This is a genomic window from Rhizobium sp. NFR07 (assembly GCF_900111905.1).
In the GTDB taxonomy this organism is placed as follows: domain Bacteria; phylum Pseudomonadota; class Alphaproteobacteria; order Rhizobiales; family Rhizobiaceae; genus Neorhizobium.
The window spans coordinates 383,912-396,869 of record NZ_FOKM01000005.1; the positions used below are offsets into that span (position 1 = coordinate 383,912).

Annotated in this window: 11 protein-coding genes; 2 read left to right on the forward strand and 9 right to left on the reverse strand. The window is 61.8% G+C overall.

Annotation, left to right across the window (positions count from 1 at the left end; all coding sequences use genetic code 11):
• The first annotated feature begins 2 nt into the window (after positions 1–2).
• On the forward strand, positions 3–1,433 hold the full coding sequence (locus BM216_RS13555; protein ID WP_092999770.1) for a cytochrome c: 1,431 nt from the start codon (positions 3–5) through the stop codon (positions 1,431–1,433).
• Positions 1,434–1,652: 219 nt separating this feature from the next.
• Here the strand turns inward: BM216_RS13555 and BM216_RS13560 are convergent, their stop codons facing one another.
• From BM216_RS13560 to BM216_RS13585, 6 genes are all read right to left on the reverse strand, one after another.
• A complete protein-coding gene (locus tag BM216_RS13560) occupies positions 1,653–2,399 on the reverse strand; it encodes an SDR family NAD(P)-dependent oxidoreductase (RefSeq protein ID WP_092999699.1) in 747 nt (248 codons plus the stop codon).
• Positions 2,396–3,415, reverse strand: a complete 1,020-nt coding sequence (locus BM216_RS13565) for a ketopantoate reductase family protein (RefSeq protein ID WP_092999700.1) — start codon at positions 3,413–3,415, stop codon at positions 2,396–2,398. The genes BM216_RS13560 and BM216_RS13565 overlap by 4 nt, the downstream gene beginning before the upstream one ends.
• Entirely contained in the window at positions 3,412–4,113 is a 702-nt protein-coding gene (locus BM216_RS13570) for a creatininase family protein (protein WP_092999701.1), read from the reverse strand. The genes BM216_RS13565 and BM216_RS13570 overlap by 4 nt, the downstream gene beginning before the upstream one ends.
• 46 nt (positions 4,114–4,159) lie before the next feature.
• Entirely contained in the window at positions 4,160–5,404 is a 1,245-nt protein-coding gene (locus BM216_RS13575; protein WP_092999702.1) for an amidohydrolase family protein, read from the reverse strand.
• Positions 5,405–5,505: 101 nt separating this feature from the next.
• The gene (locus BM216_RS13580; protein ID WP_092999703.1) at positions 5,506–6,813 is read right to left on the reverse strand and encodes an MFS transporter; all 1,308 of its coding nucleotides are present in this window, start codon (positions 6,811–6,813) and stop codon (positions 5,506–5,508) included.
• 28 nt (positions 6,814–6,841) lie between these two features.
• Positions 6,842–7,501: a TetR/AcrR family transcriptional regulator gene (locus BM216_RS13585; RefSeq protein ID WP_092999704.1), complete on the reverse strand. Its 660-nt coding sequence runs from the start codon at positions 7,499–7,501 to the stop codon at positions 6,842–6,844.
• Between the two features lie 230 nt (positions 7,502–7,731).
• Between BM216_RS13585 and BM216_RS13590 the strand changes: the two genes are divergently transcribed.
• Positions 7,732–8,313, forward strand: a complete 582-nt coding sequence (locus tag BM216_RS13590; RefSeq protein ID WP_177230779.1) for a cytochrome b — start codon at positions 7,732–7,734, stop codon at positions 8,311–8,313.
• Between the two features lie 41 nt (positions 8,314–8,354).
• On the opposite strand, the gene BM216_RS13595 is transcribed toward BM216_RS13590, so the two are convergent.
• The 3 genes from BM216_RS13595 to BM216_RS13605 all read right to left on the reverse strand — a co-directional run bounded on the left by BM216_RS13595 (position 8,355) and on the right by BM216_RS13605 (position 12,907).
• On the reverse strand, positions 8,355–9,788 hold the full coding sequence (locus BM216_RS13595) for an amidohydrolase family protein (RefSeq protein WP_092999706.1): 1,434 nt from the start codon (positions 9,786–9,788) through the stop codon (positions 8,355–8,357).
• Between the two features lie 78 nt (positions 9,789–9,866).
• Complete coding sequence (locus BM216_RS13600; RefSeq protein WP_092999707.1) at positions 9,867–11,213, reverse strand: aspartate aminotransferase family protein; 1,347 nt, start codon at positions 11,211–11,213, stop codon at positions 9,867–9,869.
• A gap of 98 nt (positions 11,214–11,311) precedes the next feature.
• The gene (locus tag BM216_RS13605) at positions 11,312–12,907 is read right to left on the reverse strand and encodes an ABC transporter substrate-binding protein (RefSeq protein ID WP_210217040.1); all 1,596 of its coding nucleotides are present in this window, start codon (positions 12,905–12,907) and stop codon (positions 11,312–11,314) included.
• Between the last annotated feature and the right edge of the window lie 51 nt (positions 12,908–12,958).

Below are 12,958 nucleotides of genomic sequence, written 5' to 3' on the forward strand. Positions count from 1 at the left end.
TCATGAAGACGGTAAAATCCTTCGCCCTCGCGGCCCCGCTGGCGCTCGCCGCCCTTGCCCCGGCAAATGCCCAGGAATTTTCCCAGGAGCTGATCGAGAAGGGCCGCTATCTCGCGACCGCGTCCGACTGCGTCGCCTGCCACACCAACCATTCGGGCGGCAAGCCGATGGCAGGAGGCCTGCCCATGGCCTCCCCGGTCGGCACGATCATGTCGACCAACATCACCCCGTCGAAGCAATTCGGCATCGGCGCGTATACCGAATCCCAGTTCGCCGACGCGGTGCGCAAGGGCATCCGTGGCGACGGCGCCAATCTCTACCCGGCCATGCCCTACGTGTCCTATTCCAACATGACGGATGAGGATATCCACGCGCTCTACGCCTATTTCATGCAGGGCGTGCAACCGATCGACGAAAAGGCGCCGGAAACCACCCTGCCCTTCCCGATGAACATCCGCGCCTCGATGATCGGCTGGAACCTGCTGTTCCGTCCGAACGAGATGCACAAGGATGATCCGGCGCAGTCGGCCGAGTGGAACCGCGGCAAGTATCTGGCCGAAGGTGCGGCTCACTGCAGCACCTGCCACACGCCACGCGGCGTCTTCATGCAGGAACAGAAGAACCTCAACCTCACCGGCGGTCAGGTCGGCGCCTGGTATGCGCCTGACATCACCAACGATCCGGTTCACGGCATCGGTTCCTGGACGCAGGAAGAGCTCGTCACCTACCTGAAGACCGGCAAGCTGGGCAACAAGGCGCAGGCCGCCGGCAGCATGGCGGAGGCGGTCAGCTATTCCTTCCAGCACATGACCGATGCGGATCTGAACGCGATCGCCACCTATGTCCGCAGCGTCCCATCGGCCAATGCGGCGCAGGCAGGCGGCGCTACCCGCTTCGACAAGGGCGCGGCAGGCAACGACCAGTCCGGGTTCCGCGGCAAGGGCTATGCGGAAGGTCTCGCAGGCGACCACGCCGGCGCGCAGATCTTCGCCGCCAACTGCGCCTCCTGCCACGGCTACAACGCCCAGGGCACGAAGGACGGCTATTATCCGAGCCTCTTCCACAACGCGGCCACCGCCGGCGACAACTCGGTCAACGTCATCTCGGCGATCCTCAATGGTGTCGATCGCCATACCGAGGCCGGCCATGTCTTCATGCCGCCCTTCGGCGACCAAGTGAATGCCGTCGTGCAGTTGAACAATGTCGAGGTCGCGTCACTGTCCAACTATCTGCTGGCGCAATACGGCAACGAGACGCTGAAGGTGACGCCGGAGGACGTTCAGGTCATTCGTGATGGCGGACCGAGTTCCAATCTCGTGGAAATGGCGCGGATCGGAATGGGCGCAGGCGCTGCTGCCATCGTCCTTCTGCTGGCCGGGATAGTCTGGCTTCGCGGCCGCAAGGCCAAGCCGGCCGAGCCACTGGAAGCGTAAGCCGACAGAAACAGCCGCATCGCGCATCATAAAGGCTACATGCGCGATGCGGCCATGCACCTTGGAAATGAGTCGGGATCGGCAGCCGGACAGCCGCGGTCTTTCAGGACCCGCCGCCACGCCCGCCGACCGGGAACGCAGAGACGCCGCCAGCGTGTCGGGCTGGCGGCGTCTCAATGCTCCGCAGCGCGCACGCTCCGGCGTCGAATTGGGTGGCCGTTACTTGCCGCCATCCACGCTGATGACCTGGCCGGTGACCCAGCCCGCGAAGTCGGACGCGAAGAACATCACCATGGCGGCGATATCTTCAGGCGCACCGAGACGCTTGAGTGCGATGTTCTGCAACAGCTTCGCCTGTCCTTCGGATCCCATCGCCTCCCATTGCCGCTCGGTGGCGGGGTTGGAACGGACGAAGCCCGGGGCGACGTTGTTGACGGTGATGTTGAACGGGCCGAGCTCATGGGCGAGCTGGCGCGTCAGGCCGATCTGGCCCGCCTTGGAGCTGGCATAGGCCTGGATACCGGTCAGCGAAATGCCGAGGCCGGCACCGCTGGAGATATTGATGATGCGGCCCGATTTCTTGGCCTTCATGCCGGGCGCGACGGCCTGCGAAACGAAGAAGGCACCGGAGAGATTGACGTCGAAGATCGCCTTCCAGTCCTCTTCCGAAATCTCCTCGATCGGCCGACCGACCTGCCCGCGCACGCCGCCGGCATTGTTGACGAGAATGTCCACATCACCGATTGCGGCAACCGTCGTCTGAACAGCATTACGATCGCCCACATCGAGCCTGTGCGCCCTGGCCTTGTCGCCGCAAAGGCGCACGGTTTCCGCCAGGCCTTCCTCGTTGACGTCGCACACATGCACGGCAGCGCCGCGCTCTGCAAAGCCGAGAGCAATCGCCCTGCCGAAGCCATGCGCGCCGCCGGTCACGATGACCGTCTTGCCGGTAAAGTCGATATTCATGCGGGGATCCTCACCAGTTCGTCGAGGTTTGCGGTATCGAGCGGGCGTGTACCCGCCTCGATCTCATGGATCAGTTCGACCAGCTTGAACGTCACCGGCGTCGCAATGCCGAGCGCTTTACCGGTCTCGGCGATCGGCAGGATCTGCGCATCGACCTCGGTCTTGCGCTTGCGCACGGCAAGGTCGCGCCAGACGCCGGTATGGGACTTGGTCGAGCGGCGATTGTGGGCGACCATTCCATCGAAGGAACGCTCGGTCTCTTCAGCAGGTGCCGTCGGAGCGAAAGCAGCCGGATCGAACCCGTCGAAGGCTTCCGGACGGACATTGCTCGCCTGCGCGACATGGCCGACCTCATGCGCGAGCCGCGTCAGCACCGGGCGATAGGCCGGGTTGGCGAAGACGTCGGCAATGCTGTCATTGGTGACCGCAGTGGCGAACAGCAGGGCGCCATAGATCAGCTTGCCCCAGAGATAGCCGGAGATATTGTCAGTGAGGACGGCTCGTTCCTCGAACTGCAGCATCATGGCGTGGATCGCCTTGATCCGCTCCGTTGTCTTGCCGTCCATCTCGCCGACGACGACCGCAGCGCGACCGCCATAGTTGACGACGCCCGGCTCCACATAATCCGCGCCGAAATTGACGAAGCAGCCGACGACGCGATGATCGCCCACGACACGGCCGATGACGGCTTCGTTCAAGCCGTTCTGCGCCGAGACGACATAGCCGTCTTCCGCCAGATGCGGTGCAAGCGCCTTAGCCGCAGCCTCGGTGTGATGACCTTTGACGCAGAGGAAGATGCGCTCGTAAACGCCTTCGATCTCTTCCGGCAGATAGGCTTTGGCCTTTACCGTGTCCTCGAAGATCGGCCCCCTGATCTGCAGGCCGCGAGCGTTGATCGCCTCGACATGCTCCTTCACATTGTCGACGAAGACGACCTCATGGCCGGCGCGGATAAAGGCCGCTCCGAGTGTGCCGCCGATCGCACCGGCGCCCCAGATGACGATGGGAGAGGTCATTTCCACGGCCCCTCCAGCAATTCGCGGGTCTCGGCGATCGCTACATCCCAGACCGCCTGCATCTCGTCATCCGGCCGCTGGTAATAGCCGCCGAAATTACCGTCGCCGACATAGGCCTTGACCGCATATGGATCCATGACGCGCATCCGGCCGAAATCGATCATCGGCTTCTGCTCGCTCGGCAGAACCTGGCCGGCAAGCCGCGTCCAGGGGAAATTTTCCATCCAGGATGCATGCGACGCGACCTTGTCGATCTCCTGCACCTTGGCGAAGGTCTTCGGCGCATTCCACCAGTTGTGGAACTTGACCGCAACGCCCGGATTGTCGGTCATCCATTCGACCGCCAGGCTCCCGCCGGGCTGGTTGCCGCCATGACCGTTGACGATCAGGATGCGGCGAAAGCCCTGGCGCTTCAGCCCGTCAAGAATGTCGCGGATGATCGCCGCGTAGGTCTCCATCCGCAGGCTAATCGTGCCGGGATAGGCCATGAAATAAGGCGTGATGCCATAGGCAAGCACCGGGAAGACCGGAATGCCGAAAGGCTCAGCGGCTTCCACGGCGACGCGCTCGGAGAGGATGGAATCGACCGACAGCGACAGCTGCGCGTGCTGCTCGGTGCTGCCGAGCGGCAGGATCACGCGATCGTCGGTCTTCAGATAGGCTTCGATTTGCTGCCAATTGCAGTCGGAGATTCTCACCGGCTCTGCCTTTCATTCATGGAATTGGAAAGTGATCCGGTCGCCCTCAGGCGGCCGGAGCTTCGGCATGCGGGCGCACAACGCCGGCCTGCAGCACCAGTTCAAGATGGCGCAGGCGATCGAGATCATCGAGCGGATTGCCCTTGACGACGATGACGTCGGCAGCAAGACCGGCTGTCAGCGTTCCGACCTTGTCGTGGATGCCGATCGCCTTTGCCGCAAAGCCGGTTCCGGCGGTGATCGCTTCAAGGGTGGACATGCCGCCCTGCTGCATCATTTCCATTTCGAGCGGCAAGCCGTCGAAGGGCGTGAAGCGCCAGCCGGCATCGGTACCGGCGACGAAACGCACGCCCGCCTCGCGCAGCTTGCGGAACTGCTCAATATTGTCGGCCATCATGCCACGCCAGCGAGTGAGGAAAGCCTGTTCGGCTTCCGTCAGGTTTTCCCTGGCCGACATCATCTTCACCACGGCGCCAGAGACGGCCAGCGTACCGGTGACCGGAATGCCGGATTTCGCCAACTTGTCGGCGACACGCGGGTCGAATTTCTGGTTGCCCTTGCCGTCGGTCAGGAAGCCTGCGTGTTCGATATGGTCGACACCGGCATCAATGGCCTGTTCGGTGGATTCGGCGCAGAGACAATGCACGGCAATCTTGCGATCGAGCGCATGGGCCTGGTCGGCAAGCGCCTGCATCTCTTCGCGCGTATAGGCCGCGCGCCAGGACAGCGTGCCGACAGTGCCGCCGCCCGATCCCATGACCTTGATGAAGTCGGCGCCCTGCTTGACCATGCCGCGCACCTTCTTGCGCAGTCCGTCGACACCGTCGGCCTCGCCGCCGAGATACCAGGTGTGGCCGCCGGTAATGGTGATCGGCTGGCCGCAGGCGACGATCCGTGGACCGGTACCGTGGCCAAGTGCCAGCGCCCGCTTCAGGTTGAAGACGGTGGAATTCATCGCGCCGAGATCGCGCACCGTGGTGATGCCGGCTGCAAGCGCCCGTCCGGCGGTAAAGGTCGCGGTGGCGATGAGAACGCCTTCGTCTTCCTTGACGGCATCCTCGAGCGAGGTTCCGTCGCCGGGAAGATTGAGATGCACATGGGTGTCGATCATGCCCGGCATGATCGTCGCGCCCGCAAATTCGCGTATCGTGGCGCCGGCAGCGGCGCTTTCGGGCACGTCGCCCTGATAGACACCGGTGATCCTGCCGTCTTCGATGGCGACGGTTGCGCCGGTAAGCGGCGCCCTGCCATCGCCAACGATGACGCGGTCGGCCTTGAGAAGGGTCTTCATCAGATTACTCCCGTCACCCGCACATCGAGCCGAAAGCCGGGATCGGCTTTCGGCCGCTAGGATGCGCAGTCTTTACAATGCTGCGGTTTGGGAAAGGTCGCTCAATCGAGCGACCGGCCCCGGGTTTCCGGCGTCAGGAAGAAGTGGGTCAGAATGCTGATGACGCAGATCAGCATGGCATAGAGCGACACATAGAGAACGCCGCCCTGGCCGTGCAGCCAGGTTGCGACGAGCGGAGCCGTGCCGCCGAAGAGAGCCGCGCAGATGGCATAGGGAATGCCGATGCCGGATGTGCGGACTTCCGTCGGGAAGAGCTCGGACAGGACGGTGCCGAGGACGCCATTGTTCATCGACAGGAAGAGTGCACCGATCGCCGATACGAAGGTGAAGGTCCAGAAAGAGACCTGTCCGTTGAGCAGCGACAGCAGCGGATAGACGAACAGCAGGAACAGGATGGCGGTCGCGAACAGCAGCGGCTTGCGGCCGATGCGGTCGGAAATATAGGCGAAGGTCGGAACGCCGAAGATGTAGACGATCGTCGAAACCATGTTGCCGGCAAAACCCTCCGACCGGCTGAGGCCGCCGATCATGTTGGCGTAGGTCGGCAGGAAGATCAGCCAGAGATAGTACATGACGCCGTTCATCTGCAGTACGAAGACGATGAAGGTTTCCTTCGGGTACTTGGCGACGGCCGCCAGGATGGAGCCGAGCGAACGATTGGCCATCTTCTTGGCATTGGCTTCGAAGGACGGCGTCTCGTCGAGACCGCGGCGCATGAAGAAGCCGTAGACGGACATCGCGGCACCGAGCAGATACGGCACGCGCCAGCCCCATGCTTCCAGCGTCTCGGGCGTGAAGAACGTCGTCGTCGCAGTGGCGACGCCGGTGGCGGCCAGAACCGAGAGACCGATCGCGATCTGCTGCGGCGAGGCGTTGAAGGCGCGGTTTTTCACCGAGGCATGCTCGTTCAGAAAGGTCGCGGAGATCTGATATTCAGCACCGCCGGCAAGGCCCTGCAGAAGACGGGCGCAGACGATCAGGATCGGAGCAAGAATGCCGATCTGTTCGTAGTTGGGCATGATGCCGATCACGAAGCTGCCGATACCGGCCATGATGATCGTTGCCGCCAGCAGGGTGCGGCGGCCGTACTTGTCGGCCATGGGCGAGAGAATGATCGCGCCGATCGGGCGACCGATGAAGCCGATTGCGAAGGCCGAAAGGCTGGCGATCAGGGATACAGCAGGGTCGCTTGCCGGGAACATCTGGTGGGCAATGACGCCGGCCATGAGGCCGTAGATGGCCCAGTCGAACCATTCGATGAAGTGGCCGATGGAACCGCCGACAAGCGTCTTGAGACGCCCGTTGACGCCGGCGGGTGAGCCCGCCGTATGGTCGATGCTGGAATGCATGGTCTTGAAGTCCCCTCTTATATGGATCTCAAAGTTTGGTTTCTTGGTGAGCGAGCTGCTGCTCCAGGCTCTGGAGACGGAAGCTCACGAAATCCGCCAGCATGGAGAGATGCCGCTCGAAATAGGCGGGGTCCTTGTCCATGAAGCGCTCGAGGCTGAGGCCGCGAATGGTGATCAGCATGAATTCGAAGATCTCGGCAGCATCGCTACGCGTGACGGAACCGGTCAGGCTGTCGACGCGCTTCAGCCACGGCAGCATGACATTGGCCATCGACTGGGCACGGTGCTCCAGCACCCGCTGGTGCACGCCGGCATCGACACGCGTGCCGATGATGATTTCCCAGACCGCCCAGTAATCGGGCTGGCCGTAGATCTGCCAGAGATGGTCGACCACATCGCGGATACTCGCCTTGCCGGTGAACGGCATGGCGTTCTCCGCCTCCAGCTTCGCCTCGACGGTGATGGCCGACTGGTCGAGCACGGCCAGCATCAGGTCGTCCTTGGTCGGGAAATGATGGTGCAGGGCGCCTGTGGTCACGCCCGCTTCCTTGGCGATCGACTGGGTCGTGGTCTTGCCATAGCCGGCCGTTGCCAACAGCCGGACTGCAGCCTGGATCAACACCGACTGGGTTTCAGCGGTGCGCTCAATTTGTGAGCGACGGGATACCTGTGCCTTTTTCATAATCATGCTATTACATACATATCAATCGGTATGTAAATAGACTCAAGCGTAATCTTTTATTGCCGACATACCTTGGTTTTCAGGGTTTTATTGCGCACTCACCAACTGGTTGAGATTCACGGCAAAATCGCCGATGCACCCACAATCGCCAATTGCGCATGGCCACCTCCCGCCGAAGTGAACGAATAAATCAGCCGCCTGCAGTGTCTTTCCTCCGTACCCGAAGGAGGTGTCCCATGGACCAAACCACGCGCGCAGAAATCCGCATCAAGAATGTTGGCCGCTATGATCGAACAACGATCCTGTTTCACTGGCTGACCGTTGCCCTCGTGCTTTGGCAGTTCGGCAGCTCGCAGATCTGGCCGCTTCTCGAAAGAGGAACTGCGCCGAGATCTTTTCTCGCGCAATCCCACATGACGCTCGGGGTCGCGTTGTCGATCGTCATCTTGCTGCGCCTGATCTGGCGGATGACCAGGGGTAGGCGCAGCCCGATTGCCATTCCGCGCCTGCAGCGTGTCGCCGCCAATGCCGTCCATGGCTTGCTCTACTGTCTTCTCATCGCCCAGGCCGTGCTGGGCTATCTCTTTGGATGGTCGCAGGGAAAGCCTTTTCCGCTATTCGGCATTCCGACAATAACGCCCCTCGTCGTCGTGCCCGGTGACAGCCGTGATCTGGTTCTGACGCTGCACGAGAACATTGCCTGGATCATCATCGGCGTGGCGGTAGCCCATGCCTGCGTAGCGCTATTCCATCACTACGTTATGCGCGACGGCGTGTTGCGCTCGATGCTGCCCGGCCCGAAAAGCTCCAGGCGCTAGCCCGAAATCCGGCGGCAGCATTACGCGCCGCCGATCCGCGGCTAGACCCGGAATTCCTGATAACTGTCCGGCGACAGGGCATTGATGTCGCGATGCGCCCAGTCCTGATGGTGCATGTTTGCCCACATATGCTCGGCGCCCTTCTGCAGGTCCGCCGTGATGGCCTTGATGTCATAGCCCGGCACGATGCGGTCCTTCATGATGAAGACCCCGTCCACCATCGTCGCATTCAGGTCTTCCGGCTGCGCGGAATAGACGATGTTGCGGATGGGATCGCGCATCGGCGTCATGAACAGGCTGGCACCTTCCCAGAACAGCAGATCCGCCTTGGCACCGGGCGCGAGGCGTCCAAGATCGTCGCGGCCGAGCGATTTCGCGCCGGAGAGCGTCGCCGAATTGAACACGTCGGCCGCTGTCGCCACCTCGGTGCGCCGGTCCATGATCTTGGCGATGACGGCCGTCCAGCGCAAAGCCTCGATCATGCTCTGCGGGCTGGTGTCGGTCGCAAGCGTCATGTTGATGCCGCGGGCGAGGTATTTCGAATAGCTTTCCATGGCGATGCCGCGGCGGGCGAAGACCCAGACTGCATGGGCGACATTGGTACCGGTATCGGCCAGGATACTGAGATCGTCGGCATAGTAATTCACCCAGCTCGAACCACCCGGCATGATGGCATGGCCGAGAATGACGTCATTGCCGAGGAAGCCGATCTTTTCCAGCCACTCGATCGGTGAGCAGCCGTTCCGGCGCACCATTTCCTGGAATTCCGGCACCGACTGCGACACATGCAGCGCCATCGGCACCTTCAGTTCCTCCGCCACCTCACGGGAACGACGAAGAAGCGCTTCGGAGCAGGTATCGACCTGCGCGGGCGTGAGAAAACCCTTGATCCTGCCATTGGCGCGTCCATCGATCTCCTTGACGAAATCGACCGCTTTCTTCATTGCAGCGGCGCCATCATCCTCCAGCCATTCGTATTTCACGCTTCGGCCGTCGTCCGTATACCAGCGGCCGGAGCGGTAGAATTCGCCGATATAGGCACGCAGTCCCGCCTTCTCCGCCTGCCCGGCAACGTAGTGGCCGCTCAGCCCCATCTCGACCACCGTCGTCGTGCCGGTGCGGATCAGTTCCGGCATCGAGGCGCGAATCGAAGCCTCGCGCGCTTCCTCGGTGATCGCCCCGTTGCGGGCGGTCAGGAACTCGAACAAGCCGGAAAGATAGAAATTGCGCGGCCCGCGGTCTTCGACGAAGGAGCGGTCGAAATAACCCTCGCTGATATGCGTATGGGTGTTGATGAAACCCGGGGTGACGATCTTGTCGGTGGCATCGATGAATTCGTCTGCCTGCCCTTCGAACTCGCCGCCGCCCACATGAACGATACGATCATCCTCGATGACGATGGTGCCGTTGCGCAGGTTCTTGTGCCCACCATCCTGAAACGCGACGACGTGCCCTGCGCGAATGACCTTCCTCATGTGATCGGCTCCCTATGAATATGGATAGTGGTGAGAGCCCCGCTCTAAGAATGCGGAGCTCAAAGAAGTATCGGCCGCTTAAGCCTGCTCGGCGGCGACCATGTCGAGCGCCTTGCGGGCGATGGCGAACATATCGGTGATCTGTTCTTCCGTGATGATCAGCGGCGGGCAGAAGCAGAGCGCCTCGCCGATGCCGCGGATGATCAGGCCTTCCTCCTGCATGCGCTCGGCAACTGCCGTCGCCATCGCGCCCGCCTTGTCGGAGGGCTTCAGTTCGACGGCGCCGATCAGCCCGATACCGCGCCAGGACGACGCAAGCGGATGGGAAGCCAGCTCTTCGAGACCCTTCAGGAACGCGGGCGACAGGCGCTGAACGTTGCCGAGCAGATCGCGCTCTTCGATGATCTTCAGGTTTTCCAGCGCGACGGCCGTGACGACCGGATGGCCCGATGCCGTGAAGCCATGGCCGAAGGAGCCGATGCGATGGGATTCGTCGGCGACAACCTGATAGAGCTTGTCATTGAGAACGATCGCCGAAAGCGGCAGGTAGGAGGACGAAATCTGCTTCGACAGGACGAGGATATCCGGCACGATATCATAGGTCTCGCAGGCAAACATCTTGCCGGTGCGGCCGAAGCCGCAGATGACTTCGTCGGCGACGAGCAGGATGTCGTATTTCTTCAGGATCTTCTGCACGCCTTCCCAATAGCCGGCAGCCGGGATCAGCACGCCGCCGGCCCCCATGACCGGCTCGCCCCAGAAAGCGGCGATCGTTTCCGGGCCTTCCTTGAGGATCAGGCCTTCCAGTTCCTGCAGAGTGCGCGCAGTGAACTCGGCTTCGGTCTCGCCATCCTTGCCGAAATGAGGGTAGGACGGGCAGGACGTGTGGATCATCCGCTCGAGCGGCAGGTCGAAGCTTTCGTGATTGCGCGGCAGGCCATTGATCGAGGCGGCGACGACGGTGACGCCGTGATAGCCCTTGATGCGGCCGATGATCTTCTTCTTGTCCTTCCGGCCGAGCGCATTGTTGTAATACCAGACCAGCTTGACGGAGAGGTCGTTGGCTTCCGATCCCGACGAGGCGAAATGCACTTTCGACATTTCGAAAGGCAGCATGGACAGGATCTTCTCGGCCAGTTCCACCGAGGGGCCGTGGGTCTTGTAGTTGAAGATGTGGTAGTAGGGCAGCTTCGACATCTGGTCATAGGCAGCCTTTGCAAGCCGCTCCTCGCCGAAGCCGACGGCAACCGACCAGAGACCGGCAAGGCCTTCGATATAGCGCTTGCCATTGTTGTCGAAGACATAGATGCCCTCGCCGCGTTCGATGACCAGCGAACCGGTTTCCTCATGCTTGCGCATGTCTGCGACGGCCGGCATCTGTGAGCGGATATCGCGCGCCTCGATCGAATTCGGGAGCATGTTCATTGCATTGACCTTTCTGACTGCGCGGCCTGTCCTGTCGCAGGGTGATGTAGAGATCGGGAACGGCCGGCCCCGGATCCCGGGACCGGCCGTCGCATTCGTTACTCGGTGAATTCCAGGTCGAGGCCCTTGTAATAGGCCGCGCCATAGATCGGATGCGCCTTGAGAGGCTTCAGCTTGTCGCTCTGCACGATGATGATCGGCGTGTGGTAGAGCGGCAGCCAGTTGACGGCCTCATGCACCTTGTAGAGCACCTTGCCGAAATCCTTGGCGCGCTCGGCCTCGGATGTCGCGGCCGAGCCGGCGACCAGCAGCGCATCCGTTTCCGGATCCTTCCAGTTCGTGCGGTTCGGGGCCGGCGTGTTGCCCGAGCGGAAATAGAGGTTCATCGCGTCACCCGCGGAGAAATACGGGTAGCCCATGGTGAACATGTCGTATTCCTGGGTGGCGAGCTTGCCCCACACGACGGTCGCGTCGAAGGTCTGGATCTGCAGGTTGACGCCGATCTTCAGAAGCTCGGCCTGCACCTGCTGCATGATGTTGATCCATGCACCGTTGAAGCTGTAGAGAACCGGCGCGAGCTTGACGCCATCCTTTTCGCGGATGCCGTCCGACCCGACCTTCCAGCCGGCTTCATCCAGCAGGCTCTTGGCCTTTTCCGGGTCGAAATCCTTGATGAGCGTCTTGTCGACGTCCTTGTTCCAGTCCAGCGTGTCCTCGGTGATGTAGGTATAGGCCGGCTCGACCGTGCCGTAGAGCTGGTCCTGCACGAGGGCGACGCGGTCGACCGCGTAGTTGATCGCCTGGCGGACGGCGAGATCGCTGACCGTCGGCTTGTCGAGCTTGAAGCCGACGAAATAGGTATAGCGCGCCGACTGGGACTTGCTGGTGACGAAGCCCGGCATGCTCTCGAACTGCTGCAGCGCGATCGGCGGCACGTAGTTAGATACGTCCGTCTGGCCGGTCATCAGGGCCGCGGTGAGGGTGTTTTCCTCACCGATAATCGACCAGGTGACGCCGTCGACCTTGGCAGGTCCCTTGTTGGCGTAGATTTCCGGACCCCAGGTATAGGCATCGTTGCGGGTGAGCACCATCTTGTCGCGCGGCGCCCATTCGCCCCAGCAGAACGGACCGGTGGCATTCATGCCCTTGACGCCGAAATCCGGTCCGAGCTTGTCGACGGATTCCTTGTCAATCACCACGGCGAAGCTCTGGGTCAGCTGGTAGAGCAGTTCCGAATAGGGCTTCTTCAGCTTGTACTGCAGGGTCGTCGGATCGGTTGCGGTAATGCTCTCGACCTCGCCTGCGCGCCATGCCACCGGCGATTTGGTCGCGGGGTCGATCCAGCGCTTGAAGCTGTAGGCGACATCTTCCGCCGTCATCGACTTGCCGCCGCAGAATTTCACGTCGTCGCGAAGATGGAACGTGTAGGTCAGGCCATCGGCGGAAACATCCCAGCTTTTCGCCAGGCCCGGATGCAGCGTCTGCATGTCGTAGTCGATGGTGACCAGCGTATCGGCCAGCATGAACAGCACTTCGGCAGCGGCCGTCGCCGTCGTCTTGTGCGGATCGTAATTGTTGCTGTCGATGCGGCGCGAGATTTTTACGTCCTGCGCCATGGCAAGCGTGCCGAACGTCAGCGTGACGGCGGCGGCAAGGGTCGCTGTCATCAGTCGTCTGTGGCGTTTCATCATCATGGCAATGGCTCCTTGTTGGGATAGGGGTCATGTCAGCAGTTCAGGCAGGCC